16 protein-coding genes are annotated in these 15,922 nt (G+C 44.2%); all 16 read right to left on the bottom strand.

The window, feature by feature from the left end:
- Position 1: 1 nt before the first annotated feature.
- The 16 genes from HF992_RS04295 to HF992_RS04220 all read right to left on the bottom strand — a co-directional run bounded on the left by HF992_RS04295 (position 2) and on the right by HF992_RS04220 (position 15,836).
- Complete coding sequence (locus HF992_RS04295) at positions 2-418, bottom strand: Imm70 family immunity protein (protein ID WP_168548829.1); 417 nt, start codon at positions 416-418, stop codon at positions 2-4.
- Positions 415-1,620 carry a CCA tRNA nucleotidyltransferase gene (locus HF992_RS04290; protein WP_168548828.1) on the bottom strand — a complete coding sequence of 402 codons (1,206 nt, stop codon included), beginning with the start codon at positions 1,618-1,620 and terminating at the stop codon, positions 415-417. Before HF992_RS04290 ends, HF992_RS04295 begins: the two co-directional genes overlap by 4 nt.
- Positions 1,617-2,381 carry a 4-hydroxy-tetrahydrodipicolinate reductase gene (dapB, locus tag HF992_RS04285; protein ID WP_168548827.1) on the bottom strand — a complete coding sequence of 255 codons (765 nt, stop codon included), beginning with the start codon at positions 2,379-2,381 and terminating at the stop codon, positions 1,617-1,619. The genes HF992_RS04290 and dapB overlap by 4 nt, the downstream gene beginning before the upstream one ends.
- A 9-nt stretch (positions 2,382-2,390) precedes the next feature.
- Positions 2,391-3,233, bottom strand: coding sequence for a DegV family protein (locus HF992_RS04280; RefSeq protein WP_168548826.1), 843 nt, complete (start codon positions 3,231-3,233; stop codon positions 2,391-2,393).
- 11 nt (positions 3,234-3,244) lie between these two features.
- The gene (locus tag HF992_RS04275; protein WP_168548825.1) at positions 3,245-3,619 is read right to left on the bottom strand and encodes a DUF1149 family protein; all 375 of its coding nucleotides are present in this window, start codon (positions 3,617-3,619) and stop codon (positions 3,245-3,247) included.
- Positions 3,620-4,036: 417 nt separating this feature from the next.
- Positions 4,037-5,977 carry a PTS fructose transporter subunit IIABC gene (locus tag HF992_RS04270; RefSeq protein WP_168548824.1) on the bottom strand — a complete coding sequence of 647 codons (1,941 nt, stop codon included), beginning with the start codon at positions 5,975-5,977 and terminating at the stop codon, positions 4,037-4,039.
- Positions 5,974-6,885, bottom strand: a complete 912-nt coding sequence (pfkB, locus tag HF992_RS04265) for a 1-phosphofructokinase (protein WP_168548823.1) — start codon at positions 6,883-6,885, stop codon at positions 5,974-5,976. Before pfkB ends, HF992_RS04270 begins: the two co-directional genes overlap by 4 nt.
- The gene (locus HF992_RS04260) at positions 6,882-7,643 is read right to left on the bottom strand and encodes a DeoR family transcriptional regulator (RefSeq protein ID WP_168548822.1); all 762 of its coding nucleotides are present in this window, start codon (positions 7,641-7,643) and stop codon (positions 6,882-6,884) included. The genes pfkB and HF992_RS04260 overlap by 4 nt, the downstream gene beginning before the upstream one ends.
- A 738-nt stretch (positions 7,644-8,381) precedes the next feature.
- Positions 8,382-9,146 carry a class I SAM-dependent methyltransferase gene (locus HF992_RS04255; RefSeq protein ID WP_168548821.1) on the bottom strand — a complete coding sequence of 255 codons (765 nt, stop codon included), beginning with the start codon at positions 9,144-9,146 and terminating at the stop codon, positions 8,382-8,384.
- Between the two features lie 81 nt (positions 9,147-9,227).
- The gene (gene pyrR / locus HF992_RS04250) at positions 9,228-9,749 is read right to left on the bottom strand and encodes a bifunctional pyr operon transcriptional regulator/uracil phosphoribosyltransferase PyrR (protein ID WP_168548820.1); all 522 of its coding nucleotides are present in this window, start codon (positions 9,747-9,749) and stop codon (positions 9,228-9,230) included.
- A 381-nt stretch (positions 9,750-10,130) separates the two neighbouring features.
- Positions 10,131-10,748, bottom strand: a complete 618-nt coding sequence (locus tag HF992_RS04245) for a Pr6Pr family membrane protein (RefSeq protein ID WP_168548819.1) — start codon at positions 10,746-10,748, stop codon at positions 10,131-10,133.
- A 2-nt stretch (positions 10,749-10,750) separates the two neighbouring features.
- On the bottom strand, positions 10,751-11,086 hold the full coding sequence (locus HF992_RS04240) for a zinc ribbon domain-containing protein YjdM (protein ID WP_168548818.1): 336 nt from the start codon (positions 11,084-11,086) through the stop codon (positions 10,751-10,753).
- A 750-nt stretch (positions 11,087-11,836) separates the two neighbouring features.
- Positions 11,837-13,183, bottom strand: coding sequence for a branched-chain amino acid transport system II carrier protein (gene brnQ / locus HF992_RS04235; RefSeq protein WP_168548817.1), 1,347 nt, complete (start codon positions 13,181-13,183; stop codon positions 11,837-11,839).
- A gap of 358 nt (positions 13,184-13,541) precedes the next feature.
- Positions 13,542-14,114: a hypothetical protein gene (locus HF992_RS04230; RefSeq protein WP_168548816.1), complete on the bottom strand. Its 573-nt coding sequence runs from the start codon at positions 14,112-14,114 to the stop codon at positions 13,542-13,544.
- A gap of 362 nt (positions 14,115-14,476) precedes the next feature.
- Positions 14,477-15,163 carry a gamma-glutamyl-gamma-aminobutyrate hydrolase family protein gene (locus tag HF992_RS04225; protein WP_168548815.1) on the bottom strand — a complete coding sequence of 229 codons (687 nt, stop codon included), beginning with the start codon at positions 15,161-15,163 and terminating at the stop codon, positions 14,477-14,479.
- A gap of 91 nt (positions 15,164-15,254) precedes the next feature.
- The gene (locus HF992_RS04220) at positions 15,255-15,836 is read right to left on the bottom strand and encodes a uracil-DNA glycosylase family protein (protein WP_425505589.1); all 582 of its coding nucleotides are present in this window, start codon (positions 15,834-15,836) and stop codon (positions 15,255-15,257) included.
- Positions 15,837-15,922 lie beyond the last annotated feature (86 nt).

Genomic DNA, 15,922 nt, shown 5'->3' with positions numbered 1-15,922 from the left:
TCTAGATGTTTACAATCGTTACAGCTTCATTTAATGTGACAGCTTTTCTTAAGGCTTCATCTAAGACAGATAACAGATTTTCTCCTTCACTTGTTACAAAGTAATCTGCCATAGTCCTTATCTCTGGACTAATATTATCTCCCCATGGTGGCGTCAAGGATAAATCGTCAAAATCCCATACAATCTCAGAAGGCGGCAATAATTCGAGTTCTTTCTTAATAGTCGCTAGCTCTTCCTGTGCCTTATAAACGCTCTCTTTCGGTAAGACACCTTGATACAGGTCATTCATGAGGATAGGAAAGCGACTTCCCCATCTGGAGCATTCTAATTTAACGAAAACTGTAGAAAAGAAGCTATTCAAAAAATCAGCTGTTCCGATGGTATAGTAAAAACAATCAACTTCAAATCCAACACTCACCAGTGCATCTCCTTAATTTTTTCTTCTAGTAATTTTCGCTCATTCTCCACTTCCCCTGCCACAATCGCTCGTTCCAGTTCGTCCAGAATGTCGCCCAGTTGGGGACCTGGTGTGATGCCGAAGTCTTGGATCAGGTCTCGCCCGGTGATAGCCATGTCTTGCTTGGAGTGGATAGGGAGCACCTCGTCTAATTTCTGGATCAGCGCTGGCTGGCTGGACAAGCCCTTGGCCTGTCTGAGGTCTTCCACCAAAAGCAGGCAGTCCTTACCATAGCGGTAGACCAGCTGACGACTGGGCTCCGCACTCAAACGCTCACGGTAGGCAGAAACTAGCTGGTCGACAGCTTTCTGAAAGTCATTGGAGGTTTTCCATTTTTTCAAGAAGGGTTTGACGTCTCTGATGTTTAGGGCTAATAGCAGAGCAGACCAAGCCTGTTCGGAGCTGGTAAATTGATAGTCCTCAGTGAAGTCATCACGCAAGGTCTCAAGCGCTGCTCCTTTTTCAGCCATATCAGGCAGATAGTCATAGGCACCGCTGACTGTCAGACTGGTCAGACCAGCCCGCCAGTGAGGAGCTATCAAGAGCTTGTCAAACTCGATGAAGACCCGCTCCACGGAAATCTTCGCGAGCAAGGGTGCCAGCTCTGCCATTGCCTCAAAAGTCGCAGGCTCAAGGGTAAAGCCAAGGCTGGCTGCAAAGCGAAAGCCACGCATGATCCGCAGGGCATCCTCCTGAAAGCGCTCGGCTGGCACTCCTACCGCACGGAGCAGGCGGTGGTCAAGGTCAGCCAGCCCCTCAAAGAGGTCGATGATCTGACCGCTGCTATCGAGGGCAAAGGCGTTGACCGTGAAATCCCGCCGCAGTAAGTCCTCCTCCAGCGAGCGGACAAAGGTCACACCAGACGGACGGCGATAGTCCACATAGACATCCTCCGTACGAAAGGTCGTCACCTCATAGCCTGTCTCACCGTCCAAGACCAGCACCGTCCCATGCTCAATCCCAATATCAACCGTGCGTGGAAAAACGCTCTTGACCTCCTGCGGGTAGGCAGAGGTGGCGATGTCCACATCGTGGATCGGACGTTCAAGAAGCGCATCTCGCACCGAACCGCCCACAAAATAAGCCTCGTAGCCCGCCGCCTGTAATTTCTCTAAAATCGGCAAAGCCTTCTGAAATTCAGAAGGCAGATTGGTTAATCTCATAATAATGTCTCTAATCCGTAAACAAGTTGGTCACGCGTGACAACAGCCTTAATCCCGATATTGACCCCGCTCATAAAGGATACACGGTCATAGGAATCATGGCGAAGGGTCAGACCCTCACCCTGTGCTCCAAAGATGACTTCCTGATGGGCAACGAGCCCTGGCAAGCGCACGGAATGAATCCGCATGCCGTCCACTTCCGCCCCACGTGCTCCTGCCAGCAATTCCTCTTCGTCAGCAGCCCCTTGTGACTTGCTTTGACGGGTCTCACGCAGAAGCTCTGCGGTCTTAATGGCTGTGCCTGACGGCGCATCTTTTTTCTTATCGTGATGGAGCTCGATGATCTCCACATCTGGGAAATACTTGGCTGCTTTCTGGGCAAATTCCATCAAGAGGATGGCGCCAATCGCAAAGTTAGGGGCAATCAAGCCACCCAGCTTTTTCTGACGAGACAAGTCAATCAGCTCGGCGATTTGTGCCTCGGTAAAGCCAGTCGTCCCTACGACAGGGGCAAATCCCTGCTCAAGAGCAAAGCGGGTGTTGTCATAAGCGACCGCAGGGGTCGTGAAGTCCACCCAAACATCGGCAGAGAAACCCACCAAGTCCGCCTTATCAGTGAAGACAGGCACGCCTTCAACCTCTTTCTCAGTCGCAAAGGGGTCCAAGAGACCGACCAACTGTAGCTCAGGGTCAGCCTGTACCATCTGGACAGCTGTCGACCCCATCTTGCCTAAAAATCCTGCAATAATAACCTTAATCATATCATTTCCTTACACAATAGGGGTATAGCCAATAGCGACTGCACCTTCTCCCAAATGGGTCGCAATCACACTATTGAGCGGCGAAATCTGAGTAGTCTTACCTAGCACGGTCAATAATTCTTGCAAGTGCTGCGCTTTTTCAAGGGCATTGGTATGGAGGATATAAACTTCATAGTCACCACCACCCGTATTCTCTTGTAGAATCTCAACCAAGCGCTTCACTGCCTTTTTCTCCGTGCGAACCTTCTCATATACCGTGATGACCCCTTCATCATTAAAATAGAGAATAGGCTTGATGGACAAAAGCGTCCCAAGAATAGCAGAACCATTAGACAGACGCCCCCCCTTAACCAAGTGTTTGAGATCATCTACCATAATAAAGGCCGTCGTCTGCTCGATCATCTGTTGCAACTTATCTAAAATCGTTTCAAAGTCAAGACCTGCCTCAACCCAGTTTAATGTATTACGCGCCATGACACCTAATGGCGTCGCAGTAATCTTAGTATCTGGGAAAGCAATGGTCAGGTCACTGTGTTCTTCTATCAAATATTGGATATTTTGGAAAAAGCCCGAAATCCCACTAGAGAGAAACAGACCAATCACATGAGTGTAACCCTGCTCTGGCAAGGCAGATAAAATGTCGTCTAACGCCGCCACGCTGGGTTGACTGGTCGTTGGTAACTCTGGACTAGCCGCCATTTTAGCATAAAAATCTTCCGTTGTTAGGTTGACCCCTTCAACATAAGTCTCGCCTTGGATGGTAATAGGGATATCAAGGACAAAAAAGTTCTCTCTATCTTTCAACTCAGCAGGTAAATAAGCTGATGAATCTGTTATTACAGCTACTTTCATAAATACTCTCTCTAAAACTCTAAGTTTATTCCTGGTGCATCAAAGGCAATTTCTGTCACTTCATAGGTTAAACGCCTCAACATGTCAAGTACCGGAGCTGAAATTTCTTGAATCTCTTCTTGGCTATAATCTCCCGGCTGATCCACCACACGTCCGATTACTTCATTTTCCTGTGAAATCCCACCAGAAACCACAAAATCTTTGAAGACTACCATAAAACGAACAACTGCTACCAAATGCGTTGAATTAGCTTCGTAATCCTGTTTCAACAGATGGAAATTCACCTCTACCTTAGTCTTTGGTACTCCATTTTTTTGCTCCCATTCAGTATTTCTCGCATCAAAATGATACTGATTGACAATTTCTTGCTTACGTTTGATCTCCATGTTTACTCCCTCATAAAATACAATTAAACTTTTACTATTATACCATATAAACCCATTATTTTTCTACCGATAAAGTTACCAAGGCACGCCAAACGCATGAAGAAAAAGTTCCAATCAATTTCTGAAATACAAAAATTTATTCTGAAAAGTTAGGGAGTCAAGGACAATAGTCATAGAAAGCAATCTTTTCAAGAGCTATTTATAGAAAAGAAGTCAAATATTTTTGAGTATAATCTCATAAAACACCTAAAAATTTGGACTTTTGGTATTTTCAAAACTTTTTCAATAGATGATTTTCTTCATGCGTTTATTCTGTTAGCAAGGTTGAACGACTAGGAAAATTCAAAGGCAAATCAGATCAAGAGGCTAAAAAGCAGCAAGCCCCTCCATGGAAACTTACTGCTTTTGATCGAATGCTTAATTTGTTTTGCGAAGGTATCCAAAGAGGAAACCTGAGACCAGAGCACCAATTAGGACATAGGCCAAATAGAGAATCGGGTTGCTAGTTAACGCAATAACGAAGATACCACCATGTGGCGCCATCAGTTTGACTCCTGACAAACCAACCAAAGCACCAGCTAGAGCAGATCCTGCGATAAAGCTTGGAATAGCACGACCTGGGTCTGCTGCTGCAAACGGAATAGCACCCTCCGTGATGAAGGAAAGCCCCATTACAATGTTGGTCAAACCCGAATCACGTTCTTCTTGCGTAAACTTATCTTTAAAGAGCAGTGTTGCGATAAAGACTGCCAACGGTGGAACCATCCCACCAGCCATAACAGCCGCCATAACCACAGAACCACCATTGGCAACAGTCGCCGCCAAGGTTCCTGTCCCAAACACATAGGCTGCTTTGTTAACAGGGCCACCCATATCAACGGCCATCATCCCACCTACAAGAAGCCCCAGAAGAATAGCAGAGCTACCAGACAAACCCGTCAAGAAATTATTTAGAGCGGTGTTAATGGCTGCCATCGGAATATTAACAAAGAGCATGGCAAGTCCTGTCAGCATCACACCTAAGAGTGGTAAGAGCAAAATTGACTTAGCCCCTTCCAAAGAACGCGGTACTTTAATCACTTTTTTCAAGCCAAGGACGATATACCCTGCAAGGAAGCCACCCACAAGTGCTCCCAAGAAACCTGAAGAAACCGCTGCAGGAATGTCACTCGTTGCCGCACCAAATTCTACCTTGCCATAAGCTAGACCGCTTGAAGCAATGGCACCGGCTACAAACCCTGAAACTAGACCAGGTTTTTCAGCAATAGAATAAGCAACATAGCCCGCAAATACTGGCAACATGAACCCAAAAGCCGCCTGACCGATTTTCATAAAGATGGAAGACAATTCGTGGTAGGAACCAAGACTTCCTAAGCTGTCTTGCGGCACTCCCATAATGTTATCAAAAAGGAAGGCTAAGGCAATCATGATGCCGCCGCCAATAACGAATGGTAACATCTGAGAAACCCCACTCATCAAGTGTTTGTAGAAAGAACCACCAACAGAAGGTTTATCCGTCACTGCATCAGACTTAGTCGCTTGATTAGCCTTATAAATTGGAGCATTGCCTGAAAGAGCTAATTCAATTAGTTCTTGAGTCTTGCGAATGCCATCTGCGACAGGACGGTTTACCAAAGGTTTGCCATCAAAACGTTCCATTTCAACTGCCTTGTCAGCTGCCACAATAACCGCTTTAGCTTTAGCAATATCCGCAGCCGTTAGTGCATTGCCGACACCAGAAGCACCATTGGTTTCAACCTTAATGCCAATTCCCATTTCAGTAGCCGTCTTTTTAAGGGCCTCTTCTGCCATAAAGGTATGAGCGATACCCGTTGTGCAAGCTGTTACTGCCACGATAAAGTCATCTGCATTAACCGTTGAAGTAGACATTGCTACAGCTGGCGTAGCCGTTTCATCCGAGAAAAGAGAGGCTACTTCATCTGCTGACTGGGCGTTACGCAAACGGTCTGCAAAGCCATCTTTCATCAAGAATTGGGACAATTGTGCCAAAGCAGCCAAATGGGTGTCATTCGCACCTTCTGGAGCAGCAATCATAAAGAAAAGATCTGTTGGCAAACCATCCAGACTAGCGTAATCCACGCCAGTTTTAGATTTTGCAAAGAGAACCGTTGCTTCTTTTACGGCGGCATTTTTACTATGAGGCATAGCAATGCCATCTCCTAAACCAGTAGATGTCTGGGCTTCACGCGCCATAATTCCAGCCTTGAAGGTCTCAAAATCGGTTACAACACCTGCTTCTACCAACTTGCTGATCATCTCATCAATCGCAGCTTCCTTGGTAACGGCTTGAAGATCAAGCAACATTACCTCTTTTTTCAATACATCTTGAATGTTCATCGTTTTTCTACCTCAACCTTTTGATATGTTTCGAAGATGAAATCAGCTGTCGCCAAATCATCTGAAAAAGTAGTGGCTGTGCCACAAGCAACACCCCATTTGAAGGCCTCCAAAACATCGCTCGTTTCAACCAGTTTGCCAGTAAAACCTGCAACCATAGAGTCACCTGCTCCAACAGAATTTTTAACTTCCCCCTTGATAGGTTTAGCAAAATAACTCGCATCTGGTGTAACCAATAAAGCGCCATCTCCTGCCATGGAAATGATGACATGCTGTGCACCTTGTTCCAGCAATTTTTTAGCATAATGCTCAATATCTTCCAAATCCGTCAAAGTTAGCCCAAAAATAGCGCCAAGCTCATGATTATTAGGTTTGACAAGAAGGGGCTGATAGGCTAGGGAATCCAAAAGCGTCTGTCCTTCAAAATCACAAACCACTTGGGCACCACTAGATCTGACCTTACTGATCAAGGGCTTATAAATCGCATTCCCCAGATTAGCTGGCGCAGACCCCGCAAAGACAACCACATCGTCAGCCTTTAGGCAATCTAAGAAATCTAACAATTCCTGAACCTTGGTTTCTGAAATGTAGGGACCAGTCCCATTAATTTCCGTTTCTTGATCTGCTTTAATCTTGACGTTAATCCGAGTATCCTCATCCACCCTCACAAAGCAGGTCGGAATTCCCTCATCTCGCAAAACATCCTCTATAAAGGCTCCCGTAAAGCCACCAATATAACCCGTAGCTGAGTTCGCAATGTCTAAACGCTTCAAGATACGGCTGACATTGATACCTTTGCCGCCTGCATATTTGTCATCACTGGTCATTCGATTGACAGCGCCAGCTTCAACATGGTCAAGCCTGACGATAAAATCAATCGAAGGATTCAACGTGACTGTATAAATCATACTTCAATCACCCCCGTTTTCTTTCTAAGTTCTTGGAGAATGGCCTGATCGCCCTGATTGGTAATCAAAGACACCTTACCGACCTCTGCCACTTTCACAAACGCATATTGACCAAGTTTGGAAGCATCCGCCAAAACAAAGGTTTCCTTTGCATTTGCAATAATGGTCTGCTTGATCAGAGCCTCTTCCGGGTCTGGAGTCGTTAGGTAATCCTTGTCTACACCGTTCATGCCGATAAAGGCCTTGTCAAAGTTAAGGCTCCTAATTTGCTCCAAGGCAAAGCTACCGATGCTGGCATCTGTGCGCTCCTTAACCAGCCCGCCAACGATAATAGTCCTAAGCCCATTTTCAACCAGAACAGCCGCATGATGAATCGAATTCGTCACAACAGTAACCTCTCTCAACTCCTGCTTAGCCAATGCTTCTATCAAAAGCCTAGTCGTTGTTCCGGCATCAATAAAAAAAACATCTGTCTCCTCAATTAAATTTGCCGCCTTTTGGGCAATTTTTTGCTTCTCTTGAATGTTTTTGACAGATTTTTCCAGATTGCTAAGTTCGCGCCCTAGCGGCAGAAGACTCTCTGCACCACCATGAACACGCCGCAATTTTCCTGCCCGTTCCAACTCGTCCAAATCCCTTCGAACCGTTGATTCTGAAGTTTCCAACAAGCTGACCAAATTTTCCAGACTGACGACCTGATCGACCGCAATTTTTTCCAAAATCAGCTGTTTACGCTCCGTTTTGAGAATATTCGTCACCTCCTGAAATCGATTACAGCAACTATTATACCAAAATCAATGCTGATGTCAATCATTTTTTGTCAAATTCTTTCAAAAAACTTCAAAAAATACTAGCTCATCACACTGTCTTGGCGTTCAACAGCCTGCTTCAATCCCTCGGTTCTGATGTTCATTACTTGAGTGCTGCTGAACTATTGTGCTTTTCTGCCTAGAAGAGCCACAAAAGACCTCTATAGACCAGATTAAAACATGTAAAAAGTGACGCCACTCGGTCATTCATCAAAAGCGGCTGAATGGCTTCAGTTGAACACTTAACCGTGAACCCTTTAGGAGCTTGAACGATAAAACTCGCCACTCTTGCTAGAAGGCACGAACGCATAAATCCACCCCATCAGACGGTTCATTGGCACTAACGCAAGCACCAACAGCAACCCTAAACCAAGGGTCTCCCTGGACTACTTGGCTATCATAAAAGGTGTAGACTAGCACCTTGGTCCCAGCCTACACCTTTTACTCTCTAGTTAATCATGTCCCATCGCGAGGAAAACGTGCCCTAATACTTACTAGTTTAAAATCACATCCCTACAAATTTAAGCTTACTGTCTATCAGAAAGAATACCAGTTCCTTATTCCCGGAAGCTAGCCAACCATTCCTTCAGCCTGATAGAGAGATAAAAGTCTCTCAAAATTCAACCGAGAAGCCAAAATGATTTTTATGGACAGTAATCTTTCTTTCTCTCTCATCCTGATCAATTCCTAGGTCTCGCCTAATACAATTTCTCCATAGTGAAATTTCTGATTGGGACGAACATGACGCTTAAAGCCCAACGTTTCAAAAGTCTGATCTCGAAAATGTCCCTTGAAGATAATTTTCTCTCTAGCTACTCGTTTGGCTTCTGTTAAGAGTTCTTCCGTCAGGGGACCATAATTAGCCAAAGAAGCCAAGCTTCTGAGGTTGTCAGATTCTGGAATAGTTTCAGAAAACATGGGATCAAAATAAATCACATCAAAACTACTGCTCTCCTGGGCTTGCAAATACGCCAAACTCTCCGTATGAAGAACCTGTAACCTTGACATCGCTTGATTTAAGATCCCGTCAGCATAGCTCCCATTTTCCAAACCGTAGCGCACAACAGTATAGGTCAACCATTGGGATTCTAAAGCAGTCACAAGGTGTCCTCCACCAGCCAAGACTAAGCTATCGGTTGCTAACCCCATGGTACAATCCAACACCTTCTTGGGAGTCTGACCGACTAATTCTAAAAGGGGATCACGATCCGCCTTCAATCTCAGCGTAGCCGTATCAGGATGAAAAAAGAAGACTTGACCACTTCTATCCTGGTACACCAAGCGTTCTCTATAAAGGACCAGCGCCCCTTCTTTTTCACCTATCACTTTCATAAGCCCCTGTTTTTGGCGAGCAATATAAGGGATCTCTAGCTCTTCAGCCAAGTTTTTTGCTTCCTTCAACTTCTCCTCAGCCAACTTAAAACTTGTCGTGATGACGATATCGTTTTTCATCCCAGTAAAACCTTTCTGTCAGGTAGAAAAAGCAAGCCCTTGATGGCTTGCTCCAAACAAACGAAACGCCTAGTAAACGACCTAATCTGCCGCCAGAAGGTAGACAGCATCTTCCCCGTCAACTTCAGTCACCTTGACAATAATTTCTTCTGCCCGACTGGTTGGAATGTTTTTGCCTACGTAGTCCGGCCGAATCGGTAATTCCCGGTGGCCACGATCCACTAAAACGGCTAAACTAACACGTGCCGGGCGACCAAGACTAACCAGATTATCAATAGCTGCACGAATCGTCCGTCCAGTGTAGAGCACGTCATCTATCAAAATCACATCACGATCATTAATGTCAGTCGCTACTTCAGTCGTGTCTTCTTCTACCTTAAAATCATCCCGAAAAGGCTTGGTATCAAGAGCAGCCAAAGGCACCTCAATCCCTTCTAATTCAAGCAACCTCGCTTGAATTCTTTGGGCCAAATGCACGCCTCGACGCTTGATACCGGCTAAGACCAATTGATCTAGATTTTTATTGCGCTCAATAATCTCGTAGGTAATCCGAGTGATTGCCCGTTTCATGGTCATCCCATCAATAATCTCTTTCGCTTTCATAACGTTCCTCTCTACAGACTCTCTTTGAGTAGATGAGCCTGTCCTTCTTTTGTAAACACATTATAACAAATCAGCCTCTTTTTGCAAGCGCTAATCTGAAAATCACACGGCATATATGGAAAAGTGTTACCTGCAAACAAACTTTCTCCTCACAAATATGTCGGGTAAAAAATAGATTGATAATCAATAATAGCCTAGGCAACGAAACTGATGATAGAACTGGAGTTTTCGCAGCGAGTTGATAACAACTGGCTTTGATTTTCAAAGAATATGACCTTGGGATGGCAATACTTCTGTTAAGTTCTAAAACACCATTCTGTTCTTCGTAAGTTCTACCGACTTAAAAACCTTGCCAGATAAATTTCTAGCAAGGTTGCTGTATTATTTCCGTTTGATTTGCTTGATACCGTAAAGCAAGTAACCAGCAAGAATATAGGCTAGGCAAATGATTGCAATCATGCGGCCAACATAAGGCCAGCCATACTTGGTAACATTCACAAAAAAGTAAGGAAAGGGACTATCCTTGGCATCTGGGATAGGAATCTTGGTGACAAGCCCATTAAATAAGGCAAAAATACAGTAAACCAAGGGTGTCACGGCCCAAAGAATCGGGTCGTAAGCTCTATACTGCCTTTGCCGATCAACCACCAAAGTGTCTAAAAACATGAGCGCAGGCACCAGATAATGGCAGAGAATATTCTCCAACCGCCAAAAGTTATCAGCAATCGGCGCCAATAAAATATGGTAAATCACCAGAGTAATCATGATGGCCATGGTCACTCCAGCCTTCAAGCGCAAAACCTTATTCGAAGCCCAGACTGACTCTGACTGTGTTAGCATCAAATAGACCAGGTAAAGCATAAACCCCAGAACCAAAGCATTTGAAAGCACTGTATAATACATAAACATATGACCACCATACTTAGCAACCTCTAGGTAAACCCCTAAAAAAGCTAACATGATGAGCAAAATACGATAAAAAAGTAGTCCTTTTTTCATAGCTAGATTTTTTTCACAAATTCCGATTTGAGCTTCATGGCACCAAAACCATCAATCTTACAGTCAATATTATGGTCGCCTGCGACTAAGCGAATGTTCTTAACACGAGTTCCCTGCTTGATATCTTTGGGCATCCCCTTAACTTTTAAATCCTTGATCACAGTGACCGTATCGCCATCTTGCAAAAGCGTGCCATTACTATCTTTGACTATCAAGCCTGCTTCTTCAGTCACTTCCTGAGGATCCCACTCGTAGGCACATTCTGGACAGACCAACAAAGCACCGTCTTCGTAGGTATAGGGCGATTGGCATTGCGGACAATTTGGTAAAGTTTCCATCAGTTTCACTCCTTTTCATTAACCTGATTAGTATAGCAGAAAGTTCTTTTTTTAGCAATGCTCTATGACAACTTTCATTTCTAAAAAACATGGAAAGAGCTCTAAATCATGAAAAAACCTTCTAGCAATCCTCCTGTCTCAAGGTTCATCTGAAACGTTAATTTACAAACGAGTTGCCGTTGATGTCGCTCAACTGCAACAATAACCGTAACTTTTTTGATACAACCACGTCAGCGTTATCAGCAACTTCAAATAGTCCGCCTCACGACTACGTGACTTTGCATAGTTAAAAAGTGACTTTTATCGCACTTCTTAAGCTATTTTTGGATTCAAAAGAGAACAAAGATAACATTCAGGTGATGGATTGCCAGTAGAGAAGCTAAGCAATGGTTCACAGAGACGGCAAAACCGATACACTCCGCAGTGTTTACGCTTCATTTCTAGGAAATCAGCTTCGACAGCCTAAATCCAAACTGTCTAACACTCCCCCTGAGTCATTGTAAATGTTCTGAAATAGCCGCAAGAGATTGACCTTATGGCAAACCCTTGAAATTTGCATAGTACTTAAGGCGTTTGATCCCAGTCCATACGTGCTTCACTTATGGATATGAACGATTATAAAAAGCTATCTCCCTAAGTGCTATTGAAGAAAAAATGGCAATTCCAATACCACAAACCTTTCCAGGAAGCTTACTAAAAGGACGGAACCTAAGTTACCATCCTCTTTTAACGTCTTTTTCAAAAATTAAGCTACACACTGGCCTTTTTAATTTGTTGATGGTGGAACAAAACGCCCAGAGCCAACCCCAACAAGGCAGGAAGAACCCAACCCATTCCAATCGTATAAAACGGTAGTTTAGCTGCTGCTAGACTTGAGAGTTGCTCGATCCAACTGGCTGAATTCCAAGGCGAAGCTACTAAGCCATCTAGAATAGCTGGCAAAAGCGTAAAACCAATGGTCCAACGGTAAACACCCGAGTTTCCTTTGAGCCATTTTTCCAGCAGCGCTAACATCACCAAGACAATAGCTAAGGGGTAGAGAAACATTAGAACTGGAATTGAATAGGCAATGATATTAGTCAGGCCAACATTAGCAAAAATCGCAGGGAAAATGGTCGTCACAATGAGAAAACTCTGGTAGGAGATGGAGGGAAACATCTCAGCAAAGGTCTCTGAGAAGGCCGTCAATAGGCCAACTGCTGTTTTTAAACATCCAAAGAAGACAATCAAGGCCAGTAAACCATTGCCAACAGTTCCTAGATAATGGGCTGCAATCTGTGCCAAAGCATCACCGCCATTAGCAGCCAGTGAAAATTGTCCCAAACTGGTGGCCCCTGCATAGGCTAAAAGGGCATAGATGACAGCCATCAACACCATGCTAATTGACCCAGATTTAACCATATCAGAAGCTAGTTGTTTAGGTTCTGTGACTCCCAAACGCTTAAGTGCTGAAATAACCACAATCGCAAAGGCCAAAGCTGCTAAAACATCGAGAGTATTGTACCCATCCAAAAATCCTTTGGCCAAGGGGCTGATCCTATAAGCTTCTTGAACGGCCATCTGACTACTGCTCCCCATAGGTGAAAGAACTACCATCGTCAACAGGACTCCCAGAACGATTAGGAAAATAGGATTGAGCCATTTACCGACATAGGCCAGCAACTGACCAGATTGCCTAGAGAGCAAGAAGGCCAGACCAAAGAAAAAGATCGAGTAGATTGCTAAGGCTAGCTGATGATGCTCTTGACTAACAAAAGGAACCAGACCAATCTGAAAAGAAGTGCTCGCTAAGCGTGGAATGGCAAAAAAGGGCCCAATCACAAGGTAAAGCAAAATGGTAAAGAAACGGCCATATCCCTTACTAACCCTCGAAGCAAGCTCGTAAACACTGTTGCTCCTGGTCAAAGCCATGCCGACAATAGCTAAAAACGGAAACCCAATAGCAGAGAGAAGAAAGCCGATCACAGCAGGCCAAACCGCTGCCCCCGCTTCCTGTCCCATAAAGACCGGAAAAATCAAATTCCCCGCCCCAAACATAATCCCAAATAGCATAGAACCTATAAATAGGTAATCTTTTTTTGTTAATTTTGCCGTCATACTGACTGCCTCCTCTAGTTAATAGTGTAAATGAGTCATAAACTCAAACAGGAAAGCCATAGTCACCCCCTAAGCAACTAATTAACTGGCTTCTTGCTTAATCATAGCTTTTAGAACAAATGATCTTTATTTTGCCCAACCCGTTCTCCATTAAGCAAAAACATCCGATACCTTTAAACACTAGGCTAGCCGATCTGTCTTATAGACCAGATCGAAAGCCCAAAGCTGAACACGAATAGACTCTATTATATCCTAATCATATCTGATAAGCAAGAAATCTAGTTTCGAATTTTTCCAGGGGGGATTAGTCTCAAAATTAAAAAGGCCAGCCGAAGCTGAGACCTTGTTGGACAATTTTTTAGTACAAATGGATAGAACCGTTTTGACTGACAGGGATTCGGTAATAGGCATACCCTTCTGACTCGTGACTAAATTTAAAACCAGCCTCTAGGACTTGGGTCATGAGCCCTGCATCGCTCTGGGCGACCTTGGTCATTAAGGTCCCATTGACAGCATAAAGGATTCGTGTGGTCGGCAATTGGTCCCCTACTGGCCAGACACTAACCGTCTGACTTTCAAACCAGGCCTCACTAGGAGCTTCTTTTACCACCAAGTGCCAGGATTGGATGGTGTTAATTTGCCTAAATGAACCATCTTGATAGAGTTGAACAGGAATAGCCAGCTGTAAGTCGACATCACCAAGGGTCATCTTCTGCCGCAAGGTGTGCAAGCTAACCTGTTTGGAAATACTTTGATCCAGCATGGCCATATCGACCGCTCCGCTATAGTCCGAAGTTGTCCCAGATACTGTCGTTACTAAATTGACGGTTGAGGACTCTGCCTTAACTCCCTCTGGCTGTTGATAAGTAACCAAGATCAAGATACCTGCTGTCAGGCTAAGTACCAGTATCCTTTTTAGAATTGTTTTCATAGGTATCACCTCCTTAGTTCACCACCATTGAAAACAAGAAAAGCTACCTTCTTCTTAAATCTCCATTCCTTATGTCAAATATGTTTGATCTCTTTAAACCCATTATAGCACAAACCAACAATAGTGACAACTTTTTTCAAAAAAAGAAGGGTCTATTATCTATTTACTTCTATTCAAAGAAAATCAATCTAGCCTAGAAAAGGAAGCTGATGATAGCCACCGGGGTTCATCGAAGCGAGTTGACAACGGCTATCTGTGATTTTCAAAGAGTATTAGCCCTAAAAATCCACTTCACGACACCGGAGAGTTCGATTACCATGAAAAAAGACCTGACCATAAAGCCAAGCCTAACATTCTATTAATTACATGCTGTGGACCAGATATTGGAAAAGGCGACTGTGATGGCCATCTTCCAGTAAAAATTCTGGATGCCACTGCAAACCGATTACAGGAGAGCCGATAATACCTTCGTAAGCCTCAATGGTCCCGTCTCTTGGATCTCTAGCAGTTAATGTCAAACCTGGTGCCAATTCTTTAATGCTCTGACTATGGATCGAATTGATCTTAAGTCCCGACTGCAAGAGTGACGAAAACTTCGTATTAGGCACCACATCAATCTGATGGTGGGTACCAAGTAACTTGTCCTGTAAATGTCCCTTCGTTTCTTGATGCAGGCTACCGCCAAGGGCAACATTTAGGAGTTGCATGCCTCGGCAAACCGCAAAAATCGGTTTTTTCTGCTTAAGCGCTTCCCTGATCAAGGCCAACTCAAATTCATCTCGCTCTGGGGAATAATCTTCACTATCCACTAATTTTTCTTCCCCATAATAGTGCGGATCGACATGCTGGCCACCTGACAGGACCAATTTGTCAATCATTGCAATGTAGGCAGGTGCTAAATCAGGTGTTCCCAAGGGAAGAATGATTGGAACTCCTCCGGCTGTCTTCACTGCTTCTGATAAAGAGCGCGGAACAGCATCATAAGTGATTCCTGACATAGCTGGGATTTCCTTTTCATTTCCTGTGATTCCAACAATAACGGGCTTCATGGCTGTCTCCTCCTCTTTCATGATAGTCCTATCTTATCATAGAGAAAAAGAAGCGTCCAATAGAGATTTTTTATGGTGGCCTTTAAAATTCTTAAAGGCTAGGACACGTGCTTAATACCTTCTTAACCCGCTCTTTTAGAGCTGGCAAAACATCTGTTTCAAACCAGGGATTTTTGGCCATCCAAATCTGATTACGCGGAGATGGATGCACCAAGGGAAAATAAAGTGGTCCAAATGCTTGGTAGGCTTGAACGGTCTGGGTCAGACTGGCTTTCAGTGGCAAGTCCAGGTAGGCTTTTTGAGCATAGATTCCCACTAGGCAAATGAGTTCTACCTGGGGCATGAGAGCTAGTAGTTTAGGATGCCATTTGGCCGCAAAATCAGGCCTAGGTGGTAAATCTCCAGACGTTCCCTTACCTGGAAAATAAAAATCCATGGGTAAGATCCCAAAATATCCCGACTGATAAAAAGTCTCTTCATCGACACCCAGCCAGTTTCTCAAGCGGTCTCCTGAACGATCCTTGAAACAGACACCTGCTTCTTGAGTCTTTTGCCCTGGCGCTTGTCCAATGATTAAAATTTTAGCTGTTTCTGGTGCCTCAAACAAGGGAGTAATCCCAAGGTCTGTATAAGACTTGTTTGCAGGATCAGCCATAATCTCTTTTGTTAACATGTCTTGGTTAATCAAAGCACCCACCTCTTTAGTTAAAGAGGTTGAGAAACACTCTCAACCTCAGGATATATTCATTTCGTCTGCTT

The organism is Streptococcus ovuberis (assembly GCF_012396585.1).
Taxonomy (GTDB): domain Bacteria; phylum Bacillota; class Bacilli; order Lactobacillales; family Streptococcaceae; genus Streptococcus; species Streptococcus ovuberis.
This window is presented reverse-complemented; position numbering and strand designations above follow the sequence as displayed.

Coding starts and splice junctions, on each gene's coding strand:
- pfkB (WP_168548823.1), bottom strand. CDS start 6,885: ATGATTTATACAGTCACGTTGAATCCTTCGATTGATTTTATCGTCAGG.
- pyrR (WP_168548820.1), bottom strand. CDS start 9,749: ATGAAAGCGAAAGAGATTATTGATGGGATGACCATGAAACGGGCAATC.
- HF992_RS04290 (WP_168548828.1), bottom strand. CDS start 1,620: ATGAGATTAACCAATCTGCCTTCTGAATTTCAGAAGGCTTTGCCGATT.
- dapB (WP_168548827.1), bottom strand. CDS start 2,381: ATGATTAAGGTTATTATTGCAGGATTTTTAGGCAAGATGGGGTCGACA.
- HF992_RS04275 (WP_168548825.1), bottom strand. CDS start 3,619: ATGGAGATCAAACGTAAGCAAGAAATTGTCAATCAGTATCATTTTGAT.
- HF992_RS04230 (WP_168548816.1), bottom strand. CDS start 14,114: ATGAAAACAATTCTAAAAAGGATACTGGTACTTAGCCTGACAGCAGGT.
- HF992_RS04240 (WP_168548818.1), bottom strand. CDS start 11,086: ATGGAAACTTTACCAAATTGTCCGCAATGCCAATCGCCCTATACCTAC.
- HF992_RS04225 (WP_168548815.1), bottom strand. CDS start 15,163: ATGAAGCCCGTTATTGTTGGAATCACAGGAAATGAAAAGGAAATCCCA.
- HF992_RS04245 (WP_168548819.1), bottom strand. CDS start 10,748: ATGAAAAAAGGACTACTTTTTTATCGTATTTTGCTCATCATGTTAGCT.
- HF992_RS04220 (WP_425505589.1), bottom strand. CDS start 15,836: ATGTTAACAAAAGAGATTATGGCTGATCCTGCAAACAAGTCTTATACA.
- HF992_RS04270 (WP_168548824.1), bottom strand. CDS start 5,977: ATGAACATTCAAGATGTATTGAAAAAAGAGGTAATGTTGCTTGATCTT.
- brnQ (WP_168548817.1), bottom strand. CDS start 13,183: ATGACGGCAAAATTAACAAAAAAAGATTACCTATTTATAGGTTCTATG.
- HF992_RS04255 (WP_168548821.1), bottom strand. CDS start 9,146: ATGAAAAACGATATCGTCATCACGACAAGTTTTAAGTTGGCTGAGGAG.
- HF992_RS04280 (WP_168548826.1), bottom strand. CDS start 3,233: ATGAAAGTAGCTGTAATAACAGATTCATCAGCTTATTTACCTGCTGAG.